Raw genomic sequence first — 26,196 nt, forward strand, 5'->3', positions numbered from 1 at the left:
TTGTGCTTCATTATCAACATTTTCACTTTCTTCTGTTTATCGAGTAATGACTATGTACTTTTCTTCTTCTAATCATATTCAGCTCAACAGTGAGCAAAACACACTCTTACTCAAGCTGTCTCCAGCGCCAGAAATCGTCTATTGGGGGCGAAGCTTGCCTCAGCTAGGTGAAGAGCAGCTAACACGGTTTGACATTGGCATTGATCGCGGTGTTCCTCAGGCTCGAATTGACCATGATGTGCCTGTTTCATTATGTCCAGAGTTTGGTCGTGGCACCTTTGGTTCGCCCGGTCTTGAAGGGCACCATCAGGGCCAAAATAGTACTCCAATTTTCACCTATCAATCGCACCAATTTAATCAGCATGTGCTGTCGATTAACTGCTTGGATGAAAACGCTAAACTTGAGCTTTCTATCGAATTGCAATTGCATCAATCAGGTGTACTTGAGAAGCGCATTAAACTGACCAACCTTAATACTGAGCCTTATCAGTTAAATCGTCTTTCTCTGACGGTGCCTTTGCCTTATCAAGCCAAAGAGATCGAATCATACAGTGGCCGCTGGGCGAAAGAGATGCAGCCACAGCGTCAATCGGTTGAGCACGGTATCTTTACTCAGGAAAACAGACGCGGTCGTACCTCTCATGAGTACTTCCCAGGTTGTCTTGTTGGTACGCAGCACTTTACGGAACAAACCGGAGAGGTTTGGAGCTTCCACCTAGGGTGGAGTGGTAACCATAGTTGGCGCTGTGAAGCGAAAAGCGATGGTCGCCGGTTCGTCCAAGCGGGTGAACTGCTGACGGCTGGTGAAATTGAACTATCGACCAACGATTCGTATCAAACACCGTCATTGTTTACGGCGTACTCATCAACTGGCATTAACGGCTTGAGAGAGATTAACCATCAATTTTATCGTGAAGTGATCTCTCCAATTGATGCAAACAAAATTCGTCCTGTTCACTTAAATACCTGGGAAGGCATTTATTTTGAACACGATCCTAAATACATCTGTGAAATGGCCACTCAAGCAGCCGACATTGGTGTTGAACGCTTTATCATTGACGATGGTTGGTTTAAAGGCCGTGACCACGATAAGGCCGCACTAGGGGATTGGGTATTAGATACCACCAAATATCCTGATGGCCTTGAGCCTGTGATCAAGCACGTGAATGATCTAGGAATGGAATTTGGCATTTGGGTGGAGCCTGAAATGGTCAACCCAGATTCTGATCTATACCGTGCCCATCCGGATTGGGTGTTGAAAGCGCCAAACTATGAGCAACCGACAGGTCGATTCCAGTATGTACTCAACTTGCAGATTGCTGACTGCTTTGACTACTTGTTTGAGCATTTAGACGCCATTCTTAAGAGCTATAACATTGGCTACTTCAAATGGGATATGAATCGAGAACTGGTGCAAGCAACACACAAGGATCGCGCTGCCGTTCATGGTCAAACGAAGGCGGTATACGCACTGCTGGATAAGTTACGCGAGGCAAACCCAGAGGTCGAAATAGAAAGCTGTTCGTCCGGCGGTGGACGCATTGACTATGAAATCTTAAAACGAACTCATCGATTCTGGACATCAGATTGTAACGACGCGTTGGAGCGTCAAACCATTCAAAAATCGATCGGTATCTTCTTCCCACCAGAAGTGATGGGAGCACATGTAGGACCAAAGCACAGTCATACTACTCGACGCACACACGACATGAATTTCCGTGGGCTTACTGCGTTAACCGGTCATATGGGCGTGGAGCTAGATCCTGTGAAAGAGAGTACCGAAGAGAAGCAAGCATTTGCCAAATACATTGCAATGCACAAGCGCTTTAGGCCGTTGCTTCATACTGGTAAAGGGTTCTACTTAGACAGTGATGATACGGCGAGACACGCCTATGGTGTGAAGTCAGAGCAGGAATGTTTGGTCGTTGTCGCGCAACTTGAAGCGCCAAATTACATGTTGCCACAGCCTATTTTGTTCGATTGGTTAGACAACAGCAAAATCTATCGCGTCGAGTTGGTGGACTTCCCAATGCAAAGCGCTGCCCTAATGAAACGTCATCCAGATTGGAGCATGCAATCGCATGAAAACGGCAGTGTTGAACTTTCTGGTGCATTGCTCAAGCAAGTTGGATTGAGCTTACCTCTGCAAGACCCAGAAACTGCATTACTGCTTCATATTGTCGAGATTTAGCAACCTACTACTATTAAAAACTCCGCAGTTATCTAGCGGAGTTTTTTTATCAGAACAGTGATTTTTTTTGGGGTACATTCATCTCAACGCGGTTTCGGCCGGCTTGCTTTGCTGCATAGAGAGCTTTGTCTGCTTTTGACAAAGTCTCCGCCATAGGGCACTCGATATTACCCTGAGCGATACCGATACTTACCGAGCACTGAATTTTATGTTTTTGTGAGTAGACGCTAAGTTGCTCGATTGCTTGTCTCACTTGTTCTGCATAGCGATTAATTTCAGCGATATGACTGTTTTCCAAAAGGATACAAAACTCTTCTCCCCCGATGCGACTAATGTGAGCTTTAGGAGGGAAACTCTGCACAATTTTCTCTGCGACTTTCTTTAGCACTGCATCCCCCGAGACATGTCCATAGGTATCGTTAATTTGCTTAAAGTGATCAATATCAATGACATAGACTGCATACTGAGTATTTCTACCCAGTGAATCAATATTCTTAAAGTATTCGAACAAATACCTTCGATTATTAAGCTCTGTTAGCTCGTCTGTGATAGAAAAGTGGTGCAATGTAGCGAAGCCTTGTCTTAGCACTAATGACACATGGTAGCTAATTAGCACAAGACCTAAGCAAGAAAACGATAACGCTGTAAAGTACAAAAAATCATTTTTCCCTGGCGTGAGTTCATAAAGTGGGGGCGTGCTAAATAGCTCAAACTCTAGTACGAAATACAGAGTTATAGATAGAGATGCGATGAGGTATTTATTGATAGACTTATCTAAGGGCATAATAAACAACACAGCCATGGAAAGGCTTAACAAATAAAATTGCAGCCCAGTGTCTCTGCCTAAGAATAAAAAACAAGTAACGGCGACTTGCACGACAAAAAATTGCAGAGCTCCGTAGCGCAGTGCATTAGTAATCTTTTTCTTAGTGTGCGCTAGGTAGAAGAAAATTAAATAGGGGAAAAGGCAAACGAAATCGAAAGCGGCGACCCAACGGAGGTCCCACACAACGAGAAAAAGATAGGTATAAGTTATTGTCCCTACAAAGCCAATAAGCGCAATTTGCTTAAGCAAGTTGCGCTGTTGGGTTTCAGCAAGTGAGGCTGCAGACGTTGGCATAATAACCCATTAAATAGAATGATATTCTGTACTTTAATGGGGGACGCGGTTGTCCACAACAAAAATCATACTAGTTTGAAGCGTGTCCACACATTTGAACGCCAACGTAGTGCCATAATAAGACCGCGCACCCATTCATCGGCTGCAATCGCGAACCATGCACCAATTACTCCCAATTCAAAGTGAATGCCAAATACGTATGTTAGCCCCACGCCAAGCCCCCACATGCTGACGATACCGATTTGAACTGGAAACTTAACATCACCAGCGCCTTTAAGAGATGAGATGAAGATCAGATTAAAGACTCGACCACCTTCTAATAAAATAGATGCTAGCATCAGGCTTGCAGCAATGGCGATGACCTCAGGATCTTGGGTAAATATCGACAATATGGGTTTGTGCAGTAGGTAGAATGTGCTTGAGATCACAATTGACACAAAGAAACCCACTACAAAGTAGCGTTTTACTCGGCCAGTGATTTCTTCGATCCAACCTTTACCAACAAAATAGCTGGTTTGAATTTGGCTCGCTTGCCCTAGCGCAACGGAGAAAGTGAAGCCAACTCGAGCAATATTTTGCGCATAGGTATAAGCGGTGAGTGACGCGGTGCCCATCTGCACTACAAAGTAGACAATCACCATTTGGGCTAAGTTGTAGAATAGCACTTCTCCCGCGTTCATCACACCAATGCGTAAGATTGACTTAATGGTTGTTTTAGGCGCTGAAAGTATCTCTGACAAAGTAGGCGCCAAATTGCGCTTTTTCAACAATACCCAAAAACAGATAGCCCCTAAAAGTTGAGTCGTGACCGTCACACACGCAACCCCAGTTACCCCATAAACAGGGATGCCGAAAGGTTCGAACAACACCATGTAGTTACCAATAACATTGATCACTCCAAATACAAGGTTGACCACCATAGGAGAGCGTGTGTTGCCATAGCTGCGTAATACAGTAGAGAACACGACACTCATGGTAACAAAGCCACTTAACGAACCACTGATGATCAAATATTGATACGCATAAGTGTGAACCTGAGGATCTAACCCGAAAAAAGAGACGATATTGTCGGTTTGGGTAAAGAAGAGCAATCCCATTAATAGCGACACCAGCACACCTAACCCGATACTCGCGGCAGCAACTTGCTTGGATTTCTCTGGCTGATTAGCACCGTTGTTCTGTGCGATCAATATACCGGTACCGGTACTGACCATCATTGAGATAATAATGATGAAAAATGTGATCGGTGTTATTACACCGACTGCCGAAACGGCAAGGTCAGAGTAGCCACTGAGCATGAACACATCGGTCATATTGAGCGTATTGCGCAGCAGCATTTCAATGAAAATCGGCCAAGTGAGAGCGACGATATTCATCTTTTTATCTAGGCTAGACATAAGGTTAGGAGCCAAAAAGTAAGGAAAGATTAGAGCGTACAATTATAAGGGTTATTCTTTAACCATCCCATTCCTTTTTTTAACTTTAGGTAAAACATCTTTAGTGTAAACGTTTACACTTCTTGCGGTGGATCACAGACAGAATATAAAAGCTTGCTAAACTATATCGCAATAGAACGATTATGATTTTTAAGGTAAGTAGGATATTCACATGAAAGTGTTAGTGACAGGCGGGGTTGGCTACATTGGCAGTCATACTTGCATACAGCTCTTAGAAGCCGGTATGGAACCGGTGATTATTGATAACTTGTGCAACAGTAAAGAGCAGGTTATCGACCGTATTGAAGCGTTGACGGGTAAACGTTTACCCTTTTATCAAGGCGATGTTCGTGACGAAGCATTTTTAGACTCTGTATTTGCTGAGCACGACATCTCATCGGTGATTCATTTTGCTGGATTAAAGGCTGTAGGTGAATCTGTTGCGAAGCCACTGGAATATTACGATAACAACGTAAACGGCTCGTTAGTGCTCGCTCGCAGCATGCGCAAAGCCGGTGTGAAGAGCATCGTATTCAGCTCTTCAGCGACAGTGTATGGCGATCCAGAAGAGGTGCCGATCACCGAGACCTCTCCTACCGGGGCAACCACCAACCCGTATGGCCGAAGCAAGTACATGGTCGAACAGTGTTTATCGGACTTCTATCAAGCGGCACCAGATTGGAGTATTACGTTATTGCGTTACTTCAACCCAGTAGGGGCGCATCCGTCAGGGACTATGGGAGAAGATCCTCAAGGTATACCTAACAATCTAATGCCATTTATCGCGCAAGTCGCGGTAGGTCGTCGCGAGTGTTTATCGGTGTTTGGTGACGACTACCCGACGCCTGATGGTACCGGTGTACGAGACTATATCCATGTGATGGATCTGGCCGACGGCCATGTGGCTGCGTTAAAAGCCGTAGGTGAAAAATCGGGACTGCATATTTACAACCTTGGCACAGGCAAAGGGTCGAGTGTTCTAGAAATGGTCAACGCATTCGCCAAAGCGTGTGGCAACCCAATACCGTATCAAATCAGTCCGCGTCGCCCAGGCGATATCGCGCAGTGTTATGCCAGTACCGACAAAGCAGAAGCCGACCTTAACTGGAAAGCAACGCGCACCGTCGAAGCTATGGCTGCAGATACTTGGAAATGGCAATCAAATAACCCTCAGGGTTACACCGACTAATTAACGTTTATGAGCAATAACATGTCTACTATTGAATTTAACCCTGTCGACCATCCACATCGTCGCTATAACCCACTAACGGGTCAGTGGATTTTGGTATCTCCGCATCGCGCAAAGCGCCCATGGAGCGGCCAAGATGAAAAGCCTTCTACAGCAGAGCTGCCACAGTACGAAGAGTCATGCTTTTTGTGTCCAACCAATACGCGCATCTCGGGAGATAAAAATCCTGATTATGATGGCACTTACGTATTTGGTAATGACTTTGCGGCGCTGATGCCAGACTCACCTGATGCCCCTCAATCGGACAACCCGTTATTTAAAACGCAAGGTGTACGTGGATTGAGCCGCGTGATCTGTTTTTCACCAGACCACAGTAAAACGCTTCCAGAGCTTCCAGTTCAAAAAATTCGTGGCGTTATCGATACGTGGAACGAGCAAATTGAAGAACTAGGAAAAGAATACCTATGGGTTCAAGCCTTTGAGAACAAAGGCGAGACGATGGGCTGTTCTCAACCGCACCCACACGGTCAAATTTGGGCAAACAGCTTTTTGCCTAACGAAATTGAACGCAAAGAAAAACTCCTTAAAGAATACCATCAGCAGCAAGGCAGTAACTTGTTGGTCGACTATGTAGACGCTGAGCGTAAAGACGGCTCTCGCACGGTAGTCGAAACCGAACACTGGATTGCGGTTGTTCCATATTGGGCTGCTTGGCCATTTGAAACCATGCTACTGCCAAAAACGCATATTCGTCGTATGAGCGAGCTAAGCGATGAGCAGCGTGACGATCTGGCATTGGCGATTAAAAAACTAACCAGTCGCTATGACAACTTGTTCCAATGCTCGTTCCCGTACTCGATGGGGTGGCACTATGCGCCATTCTTTGAGGAAGGCACCGATATCGATCATTGGCAACTGCATGCACTTTTCTACCCACCACTATTGCGTAGTGCAAGTGTGAGAAAATTCATGGTGGGCTACGAAATGCTGGCTGAATCGCAACGCGATTTAACCGCAGAACAAGCGGCTGAACGTCTGCGCGCGTTAAGCGATGTACATTACAAAGAACAAAAATAATTGAAGGTCATTACAGATGAAAGAATTAATAGACGCAGTGACTGGCTCATTTGAGCAGGTACTTAACTACGCGCCAACGCATATTATCCAAGCTCCAGGACGTGTGAATCTTATTGGTGAACACACCGATTATAACGACGGTTTTGTTTTACCTTGCGCGATCAACTACAACACCGTTGTGGCTGCGGCAAAACGTGATGACAGCATCATCCGCTTGATTTCAGTGGATTACGATAACGCCACTGATGAGTTTGATATTGAACAAGAGATCGAATTCATCGAAGACAAAATGTGGGCAAACTACATTCGTGGCGTCGTGAAGTATCTGATGAAACGCGGTTACACCTTGGGTGGCGCCGACATCAGTGTGAGCGGTAACGTTCCTCAAGGTGCAGGACTGAGCTCTAGTGCAGCTTTGGAAGTGGTGATTGGTCAAACGTTTAAAGAGCTATTTAACCTCGACATTTCACAGTCTGAAATCGCGTTAAATGGTCAGCAGGCTGAAAATGAATTTGTAGGCTGTAACTGTGGGATCATGGACCAAATGATTTCAGCGGTGGGCAAAGAAAATCACGCAATGCTGCTCGATTGTCGTTCATTAGAGACCCAATTGGTGTCTATGCCAGAAGATCTAGCCGTAGTGATCATCAACTCCAATAAAAAGCGTGGTCTGGTCGACAGTGAATACAACACTCGTCGTGAGCAGTGTGAAGAAGCGGCTCGCATCATGGGTGTGAAAGCACTGCGCGATGCCGACATGGCGCTGTTCGACAGTAAGTTTTCTCTTATGTCAGAGGCAACGGCTAAACGTGCTCGTCACGTGATCACAGAAAATGAGCGTACTGTTGAAGCGGCTAAAGCGCTAGCCGATCGAGACATGACTCGTATGGGCGAGTTAATGGCGCAATCTCATGCTTCAATGCGAGACGATTTTGAGATCACTGTGCCGGCAATCGATACTTTGGTAGAAATTGTCAAAGCTGTGATCGGCGATCAAGGTGGTGTACGCATGACCGGTGGCGGTTTTGGTGGCTGCATCGTATCCTTAATGCCACCCGCTTTGGTAGACGATGTAAAAGCAGCGGTAGAAGCGCAATACCAAGCTGCAACGGGTCTTAAAGAGTCTATTTACGTTTGCCAAGCAAAAGACGGCGCAGGACTGGTTAAGGAAATCTAAAAATGACACAAGGCTCTCTGAAAGAGCGAATCGAAGCTGGGTTGGCCAAGGATGGTCACCCGGTGAAGGTCGTTGAGCTCAAAAACTCTCATGGTATGACCGCCACGTTTATGGATGTGGGCGCGACATGGTTAAGTACGACTATGCCAGTGAAAGGGCAATCAAGAGAGTTGTTACTGGGTGTAGGCAGTATCGATGAGTACTATGATCACGGTGGCTGCTTAGGGTCTACGGTAGGGCGTTATGCCAACCGCATTAAGCATGGCCAACTGGTTATCGATGGCGAAACCTACTCACTGCCAACAAACGCTGCTGGTAATACATTGCACGGTGGCAGTGATGGTTTCCATCGCCGCCGTTGGACAATCGAAAAACAGACCGATGACAAAGTACAGTTTAGCCTTGTGTCTAAAGATGGTGACCAAGGCTTCCCTGGTGAAGTCGCGGTTTTGCTCACCTATGAGCTAACAGAGTTGAATCAAGTCCAGATCCACTTTCGAGCGGTAACGACGCAACCGACAGTTGTGAATTTGACTAACCACGCTTACTTTGATTTATCTGGTGGACAGGCCGAAGATTGCTTGACGCATCAAATGATGGTGAATGCACCGCAGTTTTTACCGTCCGATGATACGGGTATTCCTTTTGGCGAACTGTTGGATGTTGAAGGCACCAGTTTTGACTTCCGCGCTCTCAAACCAATTGGTCATTCGTTTAAATCGGATGAGCATCAATTGCGCGCCAACGGCTACGATCATTCATTTTTACTCGACAGAGAGTGCATGTCTGGTGAGGTTGCCGCTGAACTGATTTCGCCGCAAGGTGATCTGAGCATGAAAGTGTTTACCACTAAACCGGCGATTCAAGTGTACACCGGTAACTTCTTAGCGGGTAACCCTAAGCGAGAAGGCGGCGAGTACAGCAGTTACGCTGGGGTCGCATTAGAAACTCAATACATGCCGGATAGCCCAAATCACCCTGAGTGGCCACAGCCTGATGTGGTGTTGCGTGATGAAGAAGAGTACATGCAAAGCACGATTTATCAGTTTGACGAAATCGGATAAACATTAATGGGTACCCAGCATCCATTAATGTAAGAGACAAAAAAGCCTCGTGGTGAGTTCACAACGAGGCTTTTTTTTATTTGGACTTTTCTTATAAAGTCAGTTTAGTCGGCACGTTTTTGCACAGAATCTCTTTTGACTAGAGTGGGTGAGAACATTAGGACTTCGCTCGGATCTTTTTCGCCTCTGGCCAAGGCAATAGATAGGCGAGCGGCTTTTTCGGCCATCAATGCGATTGGGTAGCGCACTGTCGTTAATCGTGGCTGTAAGTAACGGGCAATGAGTCCATCATCGAACCCAATAATTGAGATCTCATCGGGCAGTTGTCGGCTGTTTTCTTGCAGTACCGAAATCGCTCCTGCAGCCATATAGTCGTTATATGAGACAATAGCAGTCATCTTTAACGACTTTGCCAATAAATTGGTCATCGACGTTTCACCACCGTCGTTATTAGGCTCACCGTATTCAATAAAGCTTGCTGGCAAATTAATGTTGTGCGCGTCTAAAGCGGCTTGATAGCCTTCTACACGTTGAGTGGAGTCTTCAATTTCATGAGATGACGCGAGGCAAGCGATATTTTTGTGACCGAGCTTAATTAGGTGCTCGGTGGCCATATACGCGCCGCGGTAGTTGTCTAGAGCGATGCAGCGCGTTTCGAGTCCAGGAATGCTTCTATTGATGATCACCAATGCGGGTACTTCGTCAGCATAAGCGATAAGTTCTTCATCGCTAATGCTTTTTGCATGAATCACTAACGATTCACAGCGACTGTTAATTAACAGCTCTATGGCTTTTCGTTCTTGCTCTTCATCGTGGTACCCATTACAAACAAGGATGTGTTTGCCATGTTCATGAGCAACATTATCGACCGCTTTTACCATCGCCCCAAAGAATGGGTCGGCGACATCGCTCACCAATACACCAACAGTGTTGGTAGATTGATTGACCAACGCCCTAGCATTAGCATTAGGACGATATCCTAGCTTTTTCATTGCCACAGTGACTGCCGCAACAGACTGTTTACTGGCTTTAGGAGAGTTATTGATCACCCGTGATACGGTGGCGACAGATACACCAGCGTCACGGGCAACATCTTTAATCGTTGCCATTGCTATTAGGCCTATTAACAAATACTTACGCTATTACAGCGTACAAGTGTAATTTTTGCAATTTCCATTACACAGATCTGTGATTCAAAGTGCAAACCCTTTATCAGCGGGGGATGAGAGAGTGAAATCGTTTACAAAATTGTGTGTGGTGGTGCATTCTGTTTCATGGCAACTTAAACAACAACTTAGACATTTATTGACTAATATTAACCTTTACAGGATGGCTATCTGATATAGTCCGGCGCTATTTTGAAGCACGAAATAAATGTTAGGAGGTATTCATTTTATGGGTACACAACGTAAATATTCACTGACCACTCGCGTCATTATCGGTATGGTCAGTGGCATTTTAGTCGGGCTATTGCTCCGTACTCTGTTTCCAGAGAACACGTTCGTCCAAGAGTATTTGGTGGACGGTTTGTTCAATGTTGGTGGAGCAATCTTCATCGCCAGCCTTAAGATGCTGGTAGTGCCTTTAGTCTTCGTTTCATTAGTTTGCGGAACCAGTTCACTTAAAGATATATCCACTCTGGGACGCTTGGGCGGGAAAACCGTTCTCTTTTACTTGGTCACAACCTGTATTGCGATCACATTGGCCATTTTCATGGGTAACCTGTTCCAACCAGGTGCTGGTGCGGATTTAACCGCCGCGGCAACGTTCGCCTCCGCTGATGCTCCTGCATTAGGGACGGTGATCATTGATATGTTCCCAACCAACCCAATTCAATCTATGGCTGAGGGAAATACTCTACAGATCATTGTGTTCGCCATCCTATTTGGTGTCGCGATCAGCGCAGCAGGTGAACCGGGCGAACGTATTGCAGCCGTATTCCAAGATCTCAATGAAGTGATCATGAAGCTGGTGACCATTTTGATGAATGTCGCGCCTTATGGTGTGTTTTTCTTGATGTCCAAGCTGTTTGTAGGGTTAGGTGTCGACGCGATTTGGAATCTTGCGGGTTACTTCTTAGTGTTAAGCGGAACATTGCTTATCCACGGATTGGTTGTTTACAGCCTGTTTTTGAAAGTGTTTACCGGTCTAAGCCCGCTTAAATTCCTGAAAAAAATGGAAGATGCAGTGATGTTCGCTTTTTCTACAGCGTCATCAAATGCAACTATTCCTGTGACGATGGAAACCGCAACTCAGCGCATGGGTGTAAAAAACCGCGTGGCGTCGTTCACCGTACCGCTTGGGGCAACGATTAACATGGATGGCACCGCCATCATGCAAGGTGTAGCGACAGCTTTCATTGCGCAAGCTTATGGTATTGACCTAACTATAGGGGATTACTTGATGGTGATCTTGACCGCTACATTGGCCTCTATTGGTACGGCAGGTGTTCCTGGTGTAGGTTTGATTATGTTGGCAATGGTTCTTAACCAAGTAGGCTTACCTGTAGAAGGCATCGCTTTGATTATGGGTGTCGACCGATTGCTTGATATGATCCGTACTGCGGTGAATATCACCGGTGATACTGCGGTGAGTGTTATCGTAGCTAAATCTGAAGGCGATTTAGATGAAGCGATGTTTAATGATCCAAAAGCAGGTGAAAAACAAGAAGAGTTGGACATTCACCACATTAAACCGTAGCAATTCGTTCACTGTTATCCCTATTAAAAAGCCTGACACTTATGTGTCAGGCTTTTTTAGTTTGAGTATCTCGTCCTGCTGTGTGTTAACACATTAAGGACCCAATATGGCAACGGATTAGTTGTTGCTATGAAGCTCGCTGTTAAGCTCTACAGCGCTCTTGTTGGTCAAGCACTCGACACAGCCAGTCTGAGAGTTACGACGGAACAGTAGATCGGATTTACCTGCAAGATCGCGCGCTTTAACGATTTCAACTTCTTGGCCGCTGTTATCTAGCATGCGCACTTTAGTACCTGCAGTGACATACAGACCAGATTCAATGGTGCAACGATCACCCAGTGGGAAACCAAGTCCAGCATTTGCACCTAGCAAGCTGTTTTCACCGATGGCGATAACCATTTTACCACCGCCAGAGAGTGTACCCATGATGGATGCACCACCACCGATGTCAGAGCCATTGCCCACTAATACACCCGCAGAGATACGGCCTTCAACCATGCTAACGCCTGTGGTTCCCGCGTTAAAGTTAATGAAACCTTCGTGCATAACAGTGGTGCCTTCGCCCACATGCGCACCCAAACGAACGCGTGAGGTGTCGGCCACACGGATACCCGTTGGGACAACGTAGTCTACCATCTTAGGAAACTTATCAACGCAATCGACAGTGAGCGCACGACCCGCTAGGCGGGCTTCAATTTGGCGATCAGCCAATTCTGGCAAGTCGATAGGACCTTCGTTGGTCCAAGCTACGTTGTGGAGTAAACCAAAAATACCATCTAACACAGTACCGTGAGGCTGAACTAAACGATGTGAAATAAGTTGCAGCTTAAGAAAGCCCTCTGCAACCGTTTGTGGTTTGTCGTCAGACTCTAGAATTACCAAAACTAACGCTTGCTCAGACTGAGCGGCTTTTTCTGCAAAACTTGCGTTGGCTACATCACCATGCGCTGCAAATGCGGTCGCCAGTTCAGCGGCTTGAACTTGGTTCACTTCGATATCAGAATTTCCACCTTGATAACCCACTAAAGCAGCAATGGCATCGACCAGTGCGGACGCAGGATTAAGAAGAGGATTTGGGAAGAATGCTTCGAAGATTTTTCCGTCGCGGTTTTTGGTTGCAGCGCCAAGGGCTAAAGCAAAATGTGCCATGTTGTGTGTCGTCTCCATCGATAGTGTGTTCTCTGCCTCGATACGTATGTCTTGGCAGGATTGTGACACCATCATAGTCAGACTAATCACAACTGAAAAGAGCTCGATGCGAAATTATGCAGGGATTTTTACTTTGCCTGACTTTTTATTCCATAAAAAACAAAAGAGGCCGCCTAAGCGACCTCTTTAAACTGGGGTTAGGGTTGGATTACGCAGCGTCGTCTGCTACGTCCGTTTTCACCGCTTCTACTTTAGGCTTTTTAGGCGCAGGTTTGCGCTTAGCCCCTAATGCAATCAACACATCTTCTTTATGCTTGGCAAGATACATAGCGATCTCTTCTTGTTTTGACTCGTCGTCAATGAGCTCACTAGTGCCAAGAAGCTCAAATAGCTCATCGGCCATATCCAACATTTTGTCATAGGCATCCGCTTCGGCTTTTGAGGTAAAAGTCATCTTTTCTTCTCCGTTGCGCTCTACCACGTACTTCACGATCACAGCCATGGTGGTTCCTCTATAATTTCATGGTTAACTATACTGGCTTTTTATACAGTTTTTAGGGCTTTTCGTCCAGTGACATTTCCTCAAACTCTGACCTAACGCGCAACAATTATTCGATTGCAACGTTGAGGCTAACCGAGCAATTTCGCCTTATGCTACAGTGAGTAAACAGACAGCACATTCAACTAACAGGCTACTTCGTGTTTACGGTATATCACTCCAATCAAATCGACTTGCTTAACTCTCTTATGATTGAGTTGATACGCAACGATCCATTGCCCAACCCACTGCAAGCGGAAGTCATTTTGGTGCAGAGTCCAGGTATGTCGCAATGGTTAAAACTGTCGATTGCCCAGCAACAAGGGGTGGCGGGTAATATCGAGTTTCCGCTTCCAGCCACTTTTATTTGGCAGTTGTTTGAAAAAGTGCTTCCAGATGTGCCGTCGAAAAGTGCCTTTAACAAAGAGTCGATGACTTGGCGGTTAAACGCGATTTTACCGAACTATTTAGACACCGAAGAGTTTGCGCCGCTGTCGCGCTATTTAAACGATGCTGATCCACTAAAACAGCTGCAATTGGCTGAAAAAATTGCCGATACGTTCGACGGGTATTTGGTGTATCGGCCCGATTGGATAGCAGCGTGGGAAGGGCATCAAGAGGTTGAAGAGGTTCCAGCTGAGCAAAGTTGGCAGCCCATTTTATGGCGTGCCCTGTTTGATCATACTGTTGCGAGCGGAGCGTCTCCTTATCACCGTGCAAACCTCTACGATGACTTTATTGATACTCTTGCTCATTATCAGGGGCGGATTGAAGGCCTTCCTAGTCGTTTGTTTGTCTTTGGTATTTCGTCGCTGCCACCACGCTACTTGGAAGCGCTGCACGCGATAGGGCAGCACATCGACGTCCACTTCATGTTTGCTAACCCATGTCGCTACTACTGGGGCGATGTACGTGATCAAAAAACCATAGCTAAAATGGCCGCACAAACTCGTAAGCATATCCAATGGCAGGGCGATCACTCTGTCGTGGGTAACGAAGCTCACGTGCTCAAAGGCAGCGAAGCGCAAAATATTGAAGACCCCACTCAGCAGGCTCAAGTTGGTAATGCTTTGCTTGCCAGTATGGGAAAACTGGGATGTGATAACCTGCTGCTACTCTCCCAGTTGGAATGCCAAGAGATTGAAGCGTTTGTTGATCATGACCTTAACGCAGCAACGTTGTTACAAAGAATTCAGTCCGATATTTTGGAGTTGGATCAGCGCGACATCAGCGACGATGATAGCATTCGACCAAAACACATCGTTGCAGACTCAGACCGCTCTCTGACGCTTCATCAATGCCATAGCCCAACTCGGGAAGTTGAGGTATTGCACGATCAGCTATTGCATCTTTTCGATAGCGATCCATCGCTGACCCCAAGGGATGTGATAGTGATGGTGCCAGATATTAACCGTTACACACCCGCTATTGAGGCTATTTTTGGACAAGCGAATGATGAGCGTAGGATCCCTTATTCCATATCGGATCGCACAACAACAGAAGCCAACCCATTATTAAATGCCTTTTTCAGTTTGCTCGATTTGCCTAACTCACGAGCTCAATCCTCGTTGATGCTTGAACTGTTAGAGACCCCTGCTGTTTTGCGCCGCTTTGAGTTGTCGGTTCAAGAGTTTGAGCGAATTAAACTGTGGGTGGAAGAGGTAGGTATTCGATGGGGATTGACCGAGAAAACGGCCGCAGAGTTAGGGTTTGAAGCCCCACTCAACACATGGCAATTTGGCCTACAGAGGATGCTCATGGGCTATTCTCTGCACCCAGATGTTGGCTTGTACGAGCAAGATGATAGAGTCATCTCTCCCTTTAATCACATTCAAGGGATGGACGCAGACGTTGCAGGTCGACTAGCGCAATACATCGACAACTTAATCGAGTTTCAACAGCGGTTTGCCCAGTCACATAGCATTGAAGCGTGGATGGATATCATCAATCAGCTACTCAGCCAGTTCTTTACCCCAGAGTTAGATGAAGAGCTGATGGTGAGTGCGATCCGTGACGCACTGGTGTCGCTAAAGCAGCCACTTTCTGAGTTGGACGACGCACCGCAATTAGACATTGATTTGATTCGATACTGCCTCAAACAGAAGTTAGATCAAAGTCGCGTTAGTCAGCGTTTTCTCGCGGGGCAAGTAAACTTTTGTACGCTAATGCCAATGCGCTCAATACCTTTTAAGGTTGTCTGTTTATTGGGTATGAATGATGGGGCCTACCCACCAGCAGAAATGGTGGAAGGGTTTGACTTGATGCAAAACAAGAGTCGCCCTGGTGATCGTTCACGACGCATAGACGGCCGCTATATGTTTTTGGAAGCGCTGCTCTCTGCGCAACACACTTTATACATTAGTTATGTGGCTCGCTCGATCCGAGATAATAGTGTGTCTGAGCCATCGATATTAGTTTCTGAGCTTTTGGAATACTGTGAGCAGAATTATTCGGTGCAGCTAGACATTCAAGCAGACGACAATACGAATATGGGTGCCGATAACGAGTTGACCGATTTCATCACCTACTCTCACAGTATGACGCCTTACAGTCGTCATGCTTTTGATAGTGACACGCCGAGTTACGCGAGGGAGTGGTTGCCTGTTGCTCAGGCCAACAGTGGTAACGATGCCTCGCACACTGAAGTAAAACCACTGGCTGAAGACCAATGGCAATTACCGAGTTTCACCGATGAAATTGATGGCGAATTGATTGTAGAGCTAGACGTGCTTTCTCGTTTTTGGACACTCCCCGTTAAGCGTTACATGAATCAGCGGCTTGGGGTGTATTTCGATCCGTTTGATATCAAAATCGAAGACGATGAACCCTTTGCTATGGGGGGATTAGGGAGCTATTTGTTGCGGCAACAGTTGTTAGAGCATTCGTTAGAACAGAGCATACAGGCTGGCGAAGTTGTCACCGATCCGCAGAGTTATCTCAAGCATAAGCGCGCTGAGGGGGTGTTACCCGTGGGTGCGTTTGGTGAGCTTGATATTGTCAGCAGTGAGCAACAAATCGCTATGTTGTTAGAGCGTATATTGCCGTATTGCAGTCGTCCGCAGCCCGCTAGGAGCATAGATCTTCACCTCTCTCCGTTAAGCGATACCCGCAGCGTGTTTCTCCAAGGTTGGTTAGACAATCAGTATGAGCAAGGCATGGTGCGTTATCGATGCGGACAGTTGAGTGCAAAGTATGTGTTAGGTTTTTGGATCGACCATCTCGCGGCTATGGCAACAGGTGAACAACGCAGTACTCAACTGTTTGGACTTGCTAAGCAGAACGTTGTTGAATGGACGCTACTGCCGCTGACGAGTGAGAATGCAAAGCATCACTTGGAAACCTTGATTCAACTCTATGTTGAAGGATTAGACTTACCGTTGCCATTTTTTGTCGACACGGCATGGGAGGGCGCGTTAGTGATTGAGAAAGCCGGATTAGTGCTAGACAACCCTCCAGCAGACAGCGACGATGGATTAAAGGCGATGGCCAAAATGCAGCAGACGTTCGAGGGCAACAGTTTCCGTCCTGGTGAATCTGACAATCCTTACATTCAAAGGGTTTGGCCTCAATGGAACGATCAGGTTGCTGAAAAGTGTTATCAACTCATGCTGGCGGTAATGCTACCGCTACTGAGTCATTGCGAGAGAGAGAAGTAGCAAGAAAGGGGGTGGCCGCCAGCTTTTTTATAGTGTGTAGGGTAAATTCTGTGCGGCCACAGGTCAGAGAGACCTATTTTTATTCTGTATGCAAACTTGCTGAGCGTGGTTTGCCTAAAGGCATCGACATAAGCAGCAATATTGCGAAACTTTTTAACTGCCGCGGATAGTAGCCATAAAAAGAGTAAGGCGTTGTGAGTAAGATCTCGTCTCGTACCCAACAGCCTATTTCAACTCGTGCTAATTCAAGTATTTGGGTCAGACCTCACAAATATGACCCTTTGCTAATATTCCAAAGTAAGATGATTTTTAATTACGTTTGAACAAATATGGATTGAGTTAATGCCAGTGTTAAACAACGGTGACACCCTTGCGACCAAATTGGACACAATACGCTTTCCACTGCATGGCGCACGGTTGATTGAAGCCTCCGCAGGGACCGGAAAAACCTTCACCATTACGGGGCTGTATTTGCGCTTATTGCTAGGGCACGGTAGTCAACCCAATCCAACCCTAGGCCTCGAAGAATCAAGGCATACCGCCCATCAACGACCATTGACGGTTGACGAGATTTTGGTGGTGACGTTTACAGAAGCGGCCACAGCAGAACTTAGGGGAAGAATAAGAAATAAAATTCGTGATGCTAAGTTAGCGTTTATGAACGGTAACAGCGACGATCCTGTGATCAGCGCATTGCTGGAAGCCACTCAAGATCATCATCAGGCTGCACAGACATTGTTGGCCGCAGAGCGCCAAATGGACGAAGCCGCGATCTATACCATTCACGGCTTTTGTCAGCGCATGCTGGTGCAAAACGCTTTTGAGTCGGGGAGTCGCTTTAATAACGAGTTTTTGACCGATGAGAGTAAGCTAAAACAGCAAGTGGTCGCTGATTTTTGGCGCCACTCTTTTTATTCTTTGGATCGCCGCATTGCCAGTATCATTAGGCAAATTTGGTCCTCGCCGCAGGGCCTTTACAACGAAATACATCGCTACATTACCAATGACACGCTAAGCATCGCTCCTGCTATTGATACCGTTGATATTGCTCAGTTGCATGCTGCTATTATTCACCATATTGAGACAATGAAAGCTCAGTGGCTCAGTGATTATCAAGACGCAATGGCGAACTTGCGAGAATCTGGTGTCAGCAAGCAAAGTTATTCATCAAGGCATTTGCCCGTCTGGATCGAGGCGGCAACGCAGTGGGCGCAAAGTCCTACTGAGGATTACACGGTTTTCGATAAGCTCGAAAAATTTACGCAATCGACTCTTAGTGAGAAAACTAAAAAAGGCCAAGCCCCCGATCATCCGCTGTTTAGTCATATCGAAGCGTTCTTAGAGCAAGATTTGGATTTGAAAATTCCATTGATGTCATGCGCCATCAACCACTGTCGTGAAGCCCTTAAGAGCGAAAAACAAAGGCAACAACTGCTATCTTTTGACGATCTCTTAAGTCAGTTAAACCATGCGCTGCATACAGACAGTGGCGATACGCTTGCGGCAAGAATTCGGACCCTATATCCGGTTGCTATGATCGATGAGTTCCAAGACACCGATGCCCAGCAATACGATATTTTTAAACGGGTTTATCTGGACCAACCGCACTGTGGATGGTTTATGATTGGCGATCCAAAACAAGCGATATACGGGTTTAGAGGAGCTGATATTTTCACTTATATTGAAGCTCGCAAGCAGGTTACGTCTCACTTTACTCTAGATACAAACTGGCGCTCGAGCCACGACATGATTGCAGCGGCAAATGGATTGTTTGAGTTTGGCATCAATCCGTTTATCTACGACCAAGACATTCCTTTTATTCCAGTAGCTGCAAGCCCAAATGCAGATCAACGCGGATGGACGTTAAACGACCAAGCGCAACCCGCTCTCAATGTATGGGTCGCGCCTGATAGAGAGCAGCCTATCTCAAACGCGGACTACAAAACTCAAATGGCCCAGGCAACCGCCGCGCAGATTCAGCTTATACTTGAGCAAGCTCAGTGTGGGCGTGCCAATCTGCACAGCGAAAAGCATACTCGCCCTATTGAAGCCAGTGACATTGCGATATTGGTTCGTACAGGTGCTGAAGGAAGATTGATTAAACACGCACTGGCGCAGCAGGGCATCGCAAGTGTGTATATGTCCAACCGTGACAGCGTATTTAAAAGCGCTGTCGCTCAGGATATGTACCGCGTTATGGACTCACTGTTGGGTGTAGACAATGAGCGAAAACTGCGGGCCGCACTGGCGACGGGGCTGCTCGATGTATCGGTAGAACAGCTTCATCAACTAGGGCAAGATGAAGTGTTGTGGGAGCGTACTGTCAGTGAGTTTGCGCTCTACCGAGAGCAGTGGCAAAAACAGGGTATATTACCGATGTTTCGCTCGCTGATGAATCGGCGCGAGATTGCACAGCGATGGGTGAGTGAAGTGTCGCAAGATGGTGAACGAAAGCTGACAGACTTTATGCACTTAAGCGAGCTGCTACAACAGCACAGTCAAATGCTGGAAAGTGATCATGCTCTGCTTCGTTGGTTTGGTGAAGCGATCGATAACGCTCATAGCGGAGAGGCCGCAGCGGACGATCAAATTTTGCGTCTAGAATCAGAAAAAGATCTGGTGCAGATTGTGACAATCCATAAATCGAAAGGGCTCGAATACGATCTGGTGTTCTTACCCTTTATTATGGGCTTTCGTCAGGCCAGCGACGCGAAATACTATGACCCCGAGCACGCAAAGTCGGTGCTCGATCTTGCTAAAGGTGAGCAGAGTCTTGAGCGTGCAGACACTGAGCGTTTAGCCGAAGATTTACGTCTTTTGTATGTAGCGATGACGCGGTCGGTTTATGGCTGCTTTGTTGGTGTCGCACCGGTGAAAAAAGGCAACCAAACCAAAGGCAATACGGGCGTGCATTTAAGTGCCATGGGGTACTTACTGCAACAGCGCAATCCAATGGACTGCACCGGTTTTTATCAATCTATGGCGCAGTTTTTCCAGAGCTTGTTACCTCAAACAACTCGACAGGCATCCATACTGGAGTTGTCGCCGACCCCGTTTGTGTTAAGCGAAACAGAAGAATTCACAGCTAAGCCAGCCACGCTTTCTCATACAATAAATAATCAATGGAGAATGACCAGCTACTCTGGGTTGGTGAAACAAAGTCAGCATGGGCATGCAACGATCTCCGACTTAGAGTTGACTATACCGGCGTTTGATCTAGATTCGGCTCGCGAAGAGCAGATTGAGCAAGACGAGCTTATAGAGCAATCAATGTTCAGTTTCCCACGGGGTGCAAGGCCAGGTACGTTACTGCATACCATTTTTGAAGAGATTGATTTTACTGAGCCAAATAGTGACGACAATCAAATCATCGTAGCGCAGCTGCTGGAAAGAGAGGGTATCACTGGCGACTGGCTACCCGTAGTGATGGACATGGTGAGCAAAGTGCTTAGCGCAGATTTGAGTCTTGCTCAACCGTCACAAGACCACTTAGATTGCCTTAAGCTTTGCGATAAAAATGCACAACATACTTTGGTGGAAATGGAGTTTGTCTTACCGTTAGAGTTGTTGTCAGCCACTCAATTTAATCAAATTGTTCGGCGTCATGATGCGCTGTCTAAGCAGGCAGACAACCTAGAATTTCGACCGGCTCAAGGGATGCTTAAAGGCTTCATCGATTTGATTTTCGAGCATCAAGGCAAATATTATGTGCTCGATTGGAAGTCGAATCATCTAGGTAATGACAACAGCGATTACCACCAACAGGCCTTACAGCAAGCAATGCTTGATCATCGCTATGATATGCAATATCAGATCTACTCCCTGGCACTGCATCGTTTTCTTCGGCAGCGCATTGCAAACTACTCCTATGAACAACATTTTGGTGGTGTGTATTACCTCTTTTTACGTGGAATCGATGGACAGTCCAACAATGGGATTTTTTATACCAAGCCTAGTGAAACACTGCTCGATGAGTTGGATGCGCACATTGCAGACAATGAGGAGGCGCTATGACTGAGCAGCTCAAAGTGAACCAGAGCAGTCCCAACGTGTTATCACAATCGGTCGTACATGAGCTCAGTACATTGGTAAGCGAAGGTAAGTTGCGAGCCATTGATATGCAGTTTGGCAAATTGATGTTGCAGCTTTCTCGCCCCGCCGAGCCTTGTTCGCAATGGCTGATTGGGCTAATGGCTGCATTAGTCAGTTATGAACTAGGCCAAGGCAATATCTGTTTAGTGTTGCCACCACACGGCGACTTGCAGAGTTGGTTGTGTCAGCGTTTAGGACTATCCACCGAGCAGCGTCATCGACTGTCGTCCCAATGGATCGTCCGAGAGCAGTGGCAATCAGACTTAAAAGCGTTCGCTGTGGTTGGCGAGGCGACTAGGCGTAGTGCAACCCCGATGATTCTTGATGGCGAGAGTTTGTATATTCAGCGGTATTGGTATTATGAGCAGTCGCTTGCATCGGCACTTGTTGAAATGGCGCATAACTCGGCAATTTCGCGCGAGCATCAAGCGCAGTTGGCGGCAACCCTAGAGCAACTTTTTAAGCGAGATTACCGTCTACTTTTTCAGCTTTGGCAGCAACAGACATTGGGCGAGGCAGACGCTAAAAATTGGTTGGTCTCCGCGCTCGATATTGCCGAGCCGCAGTCTGTTGATTGGGGCGCAATTTTCAGGCTGTTTGACAATGCAAAGTTATCCTCAGAGCTTGAGAGTCTAGATACACTGGTGCCCAACTCGGTGTGTTTGAATTGGCAAAAAGTCGCAGCAGCCGTGGCGCTGTCTAAGCAGTTCGCAATTATTTCTGGTGGGCCAGGAACAGGTAAAACCACCACCGTCGTGAAATTGCTTGCGGCAGCAATAGAGCAATCAAAGCTTACTCGCAATCTGCAAAAAGACGAACAAGCCAAGAGTATGGTCATTCAGTTGGTGGCACCAACAGGCAAAGCTGCGGCTCGACTGACCGAATCCATTGGTGGCGCATTGCAAAAGCTGCCCATCGATCCCGAGATTAAAGCGCTCATTCCAACCAAAGCAAGTACGATTCATCGACTGCTAGGCGCTATCCCAAATAATCCCGAATTTAAACATCATAGTCGTAACCCTTTGCATCTTGATATGTTGATCGTTGATGAGGCATCGATGGTCGACTTATCCATGATGGTGAAATTGGTGGATGCGTTACCCAAGCATGCTCGTTTAGTGCTGCTGGGAGACAAAGATCAATTGTCCTCAGTGGAAGCGGGTGCTGTATTAGGTGATTTGTTTAGCTTTCATCGACCAGGATACAGCGAAGCAACTCAGCTGCTGCTGACTCAGCTAACGGGCTATCAACATGTGCAAGCTCAATCATCGGTAGGTGTGTTGACCGACAACCTCTGCCTATTACAAAAGAGCTATCGCTTTGACGCGCAATCTGGCATTGGCCAACTTGCACGTGCCGTTAATATCGGCAGTACCGCGCAGTATCATAAGATCAAAGACGACAACTTTAGTGACATTGAACGATACTCGTTGGACAGTGAACACTATAGCCAGCTTTTTAAACAGCTAGGCAAGCGATATCGAGCTTATTTGGATCACCAAAGTTCGCAGGATATGGAAAGCGATGTGCCTGAAAGCCAGATGTTTGAGATTGCCAAAGCTAAGCTCAAACTGTTTCAAACGACCCGGCTGTTGTGCGCGGTGAGAGAAGGTGAGTTTGGTGTTGTTCAGTGTAACAGGCGCATAGAACGAGAGTTGGCCGCGCAAAGGCTTATCCAACCTAGCGAGTTGTGGTACGTTGGGCGGCCTATAATGGTGACGCAAAATGACCATAGCTTGGGACTGTTTAACGGTGATATTGGCATTTGTCTGATTGACCAGTCCAACCCTGAGGGGCGATTGAAAGTCTATTTTGAGCTGCCCGATGGCAATATTAAAGCGGTACTTCCAAGTCGAGTACCAGCTCATGAAACGGGCTTTGCGATGACCATACATAAATCACAAGGCAGCGAGTTTGACGCCACCTATATGCTGCTTCCGCAAAACTATACGCCGCTGCTAAGCCGAGAGCTGGTGTACACCGGGATCACAAGAGCCAAAAAGTCACTACACTTGTACGCGAATACTGATGTCATAGAACGGGCGATTAACTCACCAACACAACGGGCGAGTGGACTGGCTCGTGCGCTTGAGAAAACGAAGGTTTAGCTTTGATAAATCGCTCCATGGCCCAAAGGGTTTTACCATTTGGGCCATGACAGCGTCTAGATGATGTCTAAAACGAGGATCTTAGAGTTACGATGGTAGTTGTATAGCTGCTGTTTTTGCACAGGTAGAGACTCTAACTGTGACTCGTAAAAACCTTGCTCTCTAAACCAATGCAAACTGTGCGTGGTTAGCACAAACATTTGATCAATGCCTTGAGCAAGACATTGCTGCTTCATATGCTCTATCAGTTTTAACCCTCTGTTGCCATCACGGTAGTCTGGGTGGATAGCAACGCAGGCCATTTCGGCCATCTTTTCATTCGGGTACGGGTAAAGAGCGGCGCAACCAATGACCACCTGATCTTTTTCGATGAGGGTGAAGCGCTCGATTTCTTGCTCCAATTGCTCGCGAGAACGACGAACCAATACACCTTGTTGCTCCAGAGGTTGAATTAGATCCAATATCCCGCCAATGTCGGAAATACCGGCAATACGTACTTGCTCCGCGCTGTGGGTTACGATTTGAGTACCAATACCATCTCGTGAGAAAAGCTCTTGGATCAACGCCCCATCATCTTGATAGCTCACCAAGTGCGATCGATATACTCCGTTGAGACAGGCTTTAACCGCGCCGTGTAAAAAGCGCAATGTTCCTTCAGTGTTATCGGCTGAGGATCCGTCACTGTTCATTTCTGCTTGGTGCAATAGGTCGTCAATTTGACTTGGGAAGAGCTCGGCTATGACGTCACCATTGGTATCCAAGTACCCTTGCTGCGAACTGAATCCGATGAGTTTTGCAGCATTTAGCTGTATCGCCACTGCTGTGGCAATTTCTTCAGCGGGAATATTAAAACACTCTCCAGTGACGGAGCCCGCCACAGGACCAAGCAACACAATCGTGCCTTGATCGAGCTGTCTATTGATGCCCGCCACATCGATACGTCGAATTTTACCACTATGTTGATAGTCGACCCCATCATCGATACCTAAAGGCTGTGCAATGACAAAGTTGCCGCTGATGACATTGAGCTCGGTCCCCGCCATTGGGGTATTGTTCAGGCTCATGGATAAGTTGGCAGTAATGGCAAGTTGCAGTTGTCCGGCAATGCGCATAATAGTCGTCAGTGCAGCATGATCGGTAATGCGTCGCTGTTTATGATAACGCGATGAACAATTGGTATTGGCTAACTGTTGGTTAATTTGAGGTCGGGCACCGTGCACCAGCACTAACTTAACCCCTAAACTGTGTAGAAGTGCAATATCACTGATTATATTAGAAAAATTGCTATGGCTGATGGCTTCACCGGGTAACATGATCACCATGGTTGTTCCACGGTGCAAGTTTACATAGGGCGTGGACTGCCTAAACCCTTTAACCAGAGCGGTACTTCGTTGCATTGCTGCGTCCTTACACATTGATGTTATTGCAAAATCGTCGATATTGTGACTAAAAATGCAATAATAATCAATAAATATTCCACATTATGGAGTTGAAACAAATGATTGCTTTCGATTGTGCCTTTGCGATGAATTTGCGATCATGGCGCAAAATATTCGTTAAAAGGACAGCGACTTGATTAACACCGTCAAGGGAACAGGCCAATGGGGTAGCGTGGGACTCATTGCCTCGTTATTTCTCTTTGGATGTGCCCCTTCCAATGAGCTTGGGAAACAACACTATGAGCAGGAATTTACGGCACCGTTAACTGAAACCGACGTAATACAGTCGACGGTGACGCGAGATTACACGCGCTTTGGCGATCAAGCGGATCTTGTTCTGATTAATTCTCCATCTCTTAATCAGCGCTATCGAGAGTTGTATAACGCGCTAAGTGACTGGGCGATTGCGGATGGCGATCCCGAGAACCTAGCACAGTATGATATTGAAGTTGCTCAGCTTTCCGGCGGCGATCGTAAAGGCAATGTGTTATTTACTGGGTATTTTTCACCCGTCATCGAAATGCGTCATCAGCCGGATGAAACCTATCGCTTCCCAGTGTACTCAAATCCTGGGTGTGGCGAGCAGTGTCCAACACGCGCGCAAATTAACGACGGCGCATTAGAAGGCCAAGGGCTTGAAATTGGTTACGCAGCCTCTCAAATAGCCCCTTTTCTGATGGAAGTTCAAGGCAGCGGGTTTGTGCACTTTGGTGATGACAATAGCATGCAATACTTCGCTTACTCAGGAAAAAACAACAAACCTTACGTGAGCATTGGTCGAGTATTGATTGAAAGCGGCGAGGTTCCAAGAGAGCAGATGTCGGTGACGGCAATCAAAGAGTGGGTGGCCAGTCAGCCAGAAGAAAAAGTCACACAGCTACTGGAACAAAATCCTTCTTATGTGTTTTTTCAACCCAACGATAATTTAGATGTGAAAGGCAGCGCAGGCATTCCACTGTTGCCTTTGGCCAGTGTCGCTGGCGATCGCTCGTTATTTCCTATGGGAACCCCAATACTAGCTGAAGTTCCCTTGCTGAATGCCGATGGCAGTTGGTCGGGTGTACATCAACTTCGGTTGCTGATTGTGTTGGACACCGGTGGTGCGGTAAAAGGCAGTCACCTGGATCTGTATCATGGGATGGGGGCACACTTAGGAAAACAGTCTGGTTACTATAAACATTTTGGACGAGTGTGGAAGCTGGGACTCAGCGGCACAGAAACCGCGCAGCCTTGGCAGTTAACTGACTAGACTTTTTGCCA

Annotated in this window: 16 protein-coding genes; 10 read left to right on the plus strand and 6 right to left on the minus strand. The window is 46.7% G+C overall.

The features are described 5' to 3' along the window. The first annotated feature begins 52 nt into the window (after window positions 1–52). Window positions 53–2,191 (plus strand): alpha-galactosidase, encoded by a 2,139-nt coding sequence (locus ST37_RS12435; RefSeq protein ID WP_084886856.1) that lies wholly within the window; start codon window positions 53–55, stop codon window positions 2,189–2,191. A 49-nt stretch (window positions 2,192–2,240) separates the two neighbouring features. Here ST37_RS12435 and ST37_RS12440 read toward each other — a convergent pair whose 3' ends face one another. Together ST37_RS12440 and ST37_RS12445 are read right to left on the minus strand one after the other, a co-directional pair. Further along, the gene (locus ST37_RS12440) at window positions 2,241–3,311 is read right to left on the minus strand and encodes a GGDEF domain-containing protein (RefSeq protein WP_084886858.1); all 1,071 of its coding nucleotides are present in this window, start codon (window positions 3,309–3,311) and stop codon (window positions 2,241–2,243) included. A gap of 65 nt (window positions 3,312–3,376) precedes the next feature. Continuing rightward, entirely contained in the window at window positions 3,377–4,687 is a 1,311-nt protein-coding gene (locus ST37_RS12445) for an MATE family efflux transporter (protein ID WP_084888114.1), read from the minus strand. 232 nt (window positions 4,688–4,919) lie between these two features. Between ST37_RS12445 and galE the strand changes: the two genes are divergently transcribed. The 4 genes from galE to galM are packed head-to-tail and all read left to right on the plus strand — an operon-like array spanning window position 4,920 to window position 9,254. Beyond that, window positions 4,920–5,936 carry a UDP-glucose 4-epimerase GalE gene (galE, locus tag ST37_RS12450; protein ID WP_084886860.1) on the plus strand — a complete coding sequence of 339 codons (1,017 nt, stop codon included), beginning with the start codon at window positions 4,920–4,922 and terminating at the stop codon, window positions 5,934–5,936. Between the two features lie 21 nt (window positions 5,937–5,957). After that, window positions 5,958–7,013 carry a UDP-glucose--hexose-1-phosphate uridylyltransferase gene (locus tag ST37_RS12455; RefSeq protein WP_084886862.1) on the plus strand — a complete coding sequence of 352 codons (1,056 nt, stop codon included), beginning with the start codon at window positions 5,958–5,960 and terminating at the stop codon, window positions 7,011–7,013. Window positions 7,014–7,029: 16 nt separating this feature from the next. Further along, the gene (gene galK, locus ST37_RS12460) at window positions 7,030–8,190 is read left to right on the plus strand and encodes a galactokinase (RefSeq protein ID WP_084886864.1); all 1,161 of its coding nucleotides are present in this window, start codon (window positions 7,030–7,032) and stop codon (window positions 8,188–8,190) included. Between the two features lie 2 nt (window positions 8,191–8,192). Further along, a complete protein-coding gene (gene galM, locus ST37_RS12465; protein ID WP_084886866.1) occupies window positions 8,193–9,254 on the plus strand; it encodes a galactose-1-epimerase in 1,062 nt (353 codons plus the stop codon). A gap of 104 nt (window positions 9,255–9,358) precedes the next feature. On the opposite strand, the gene ST37_RS12470 is transcribed toward galM, so the two are convergent. Then, entirely contained in the window at window positions 9,359–10,363 is a 1,005-nt protein-coding gene (locus ST37_RS12470) for a substrate-binding domain-containing protein (RefSeq protein WP_084886868.1), read from the minus strand. A 286-nt stretch (window positions 10,364–10,649) separates the two neighbouring features. On the opposite strand from ST37_RS12470, the gene ST37_RS12475 reads away from it, so the two are divergent. Further along, window positions 10,650–11,954, plus strand: coding sequence for a dicarboxylate/amino acid:cation symporter (locus ST37_RS12475; protein ID WP_084886870.1), 1,305 nt, complete (start codon window positions 10,650–10,652; stop codon window positions 11,952–11,954). Between the two features lie 117 nt (window positions 11,955–12,071). Here ST37_RS12475 and dapD read toward each other — a convergent pair whose 3' ends face one another. Continuing rightward, window positions 12,072–13,103 carry a 2,3,4,5-tetrahydropyridine-2,6-dicarboxylate N-succinyltransferase gene (gene dapD, locus ST37_RS12480; protein WP_084886872.1) on the minus strand — a complete coding sequence of 344 codons (1,032 nt, stop codon included), beginning with the start codon at window positions 13,101–13,103 and terminating at the stop codon, window positions 12,072–12,074. A 208-nt stretch (window positions 13,104–13,311) separates the two neighbouring features. Then, complete coding sequence (locus tag ST37_RS12485) at window positions 13,312–13,605, minus strand: YebG family protein (RefSeq protein WP_084886874.1); 294 nt, start codon at window positions 13,603–13,605, stop codon at window positions 13,312–13,314. Window positions 13,606–13,802: 197 nt separating this feature from the next. On the opposite strand from ST37_RS12485, the gene recC reads away from it, so the two are divergent. The 3 genes from recC (at window position 13,803) to recD (ending at window position 23,497) form a co-directional block, all read left to right on the plus strand. Then, window positions 13,803–17,297 (plus strand): exodeoxyribonuclease V subunit gamma, encoded by a 3,495-nt coding sequence (gene recC, locus ST37_RS12490; protein WP_084886876.1) that lies wholly within the window; start codon window positions 13,803–13,805, stop codon window positions 17,295–17,297. Window positions 17,298–17,639: 342 nt separating this feature from the next. Beyond that, on the plus strand, window positions 17,640–21,311 hold the full coding sequence (gene recB / locus ST37_RS12495) for an exodeoxyribonuclease V subunit beta (RefSeq protein WP_084886878.1): 3,672 nt from the start codon (window positions 17,640–17,642) through the stop codon (window positions 21,309–21,311). Then, the gene (recD, locus tag ST37_RS12500; RefSeq protein ID WP_084886880.1) at window positions 21,308–23,497 is read left to right on the plus strand and encodes an exodeoxyribonuclease V subunit alpha; all 2,190 of its coding nucleotides are present in this window, start codon (window positions 21,308–21,310) and stop codon (window positions 23,495–23,497) included. The genes recB and recD overlap by 4 nt, the downstream gene beginning before the upstream one ends. Before the next feature lie 56 nt (window positions 23,498–23,553). On the opposite strand, the gene argA is transcribed toward recD, so the two are convergent. Then, on the minus strand, window positions 23,554–24,894 hold the full coding sequence (gene argA, locus ST37_RS12505; RefSeq protein WP_084886883.1) for an amino-acid N-acetyltransferase: 1,341 nt from the start codon (window positions 24,892–24,894) through the stop codon (window positions 23,554–23,556). Window positions 24,895–25,072: 178 nt separating this feature from the next. Between argA and mltA the strand changes: the two genes are divergently transcribed. Then, entirely contained in the window at window positions 25,073–26,185 is a 1,113-nt protein-coding gene (mltA, locus tag ST37_RS12510) for a murein transglycosylase A (protein ID WP_084888116.1), read from the plus strand. Window positions 26,186–26,196 lie beyond the last annotated feature (11 nt).

The sequence above is a fragment of the Vibrio sp. qd031 genome (assembly GCF_002100145.1).
In the GTDB taxonomy this organism is placed as follows: Bacteria; Pseudomonadota; Gammaproteobacteria; order Enterobacterales; family Vibrionaceae; genus Vibrio.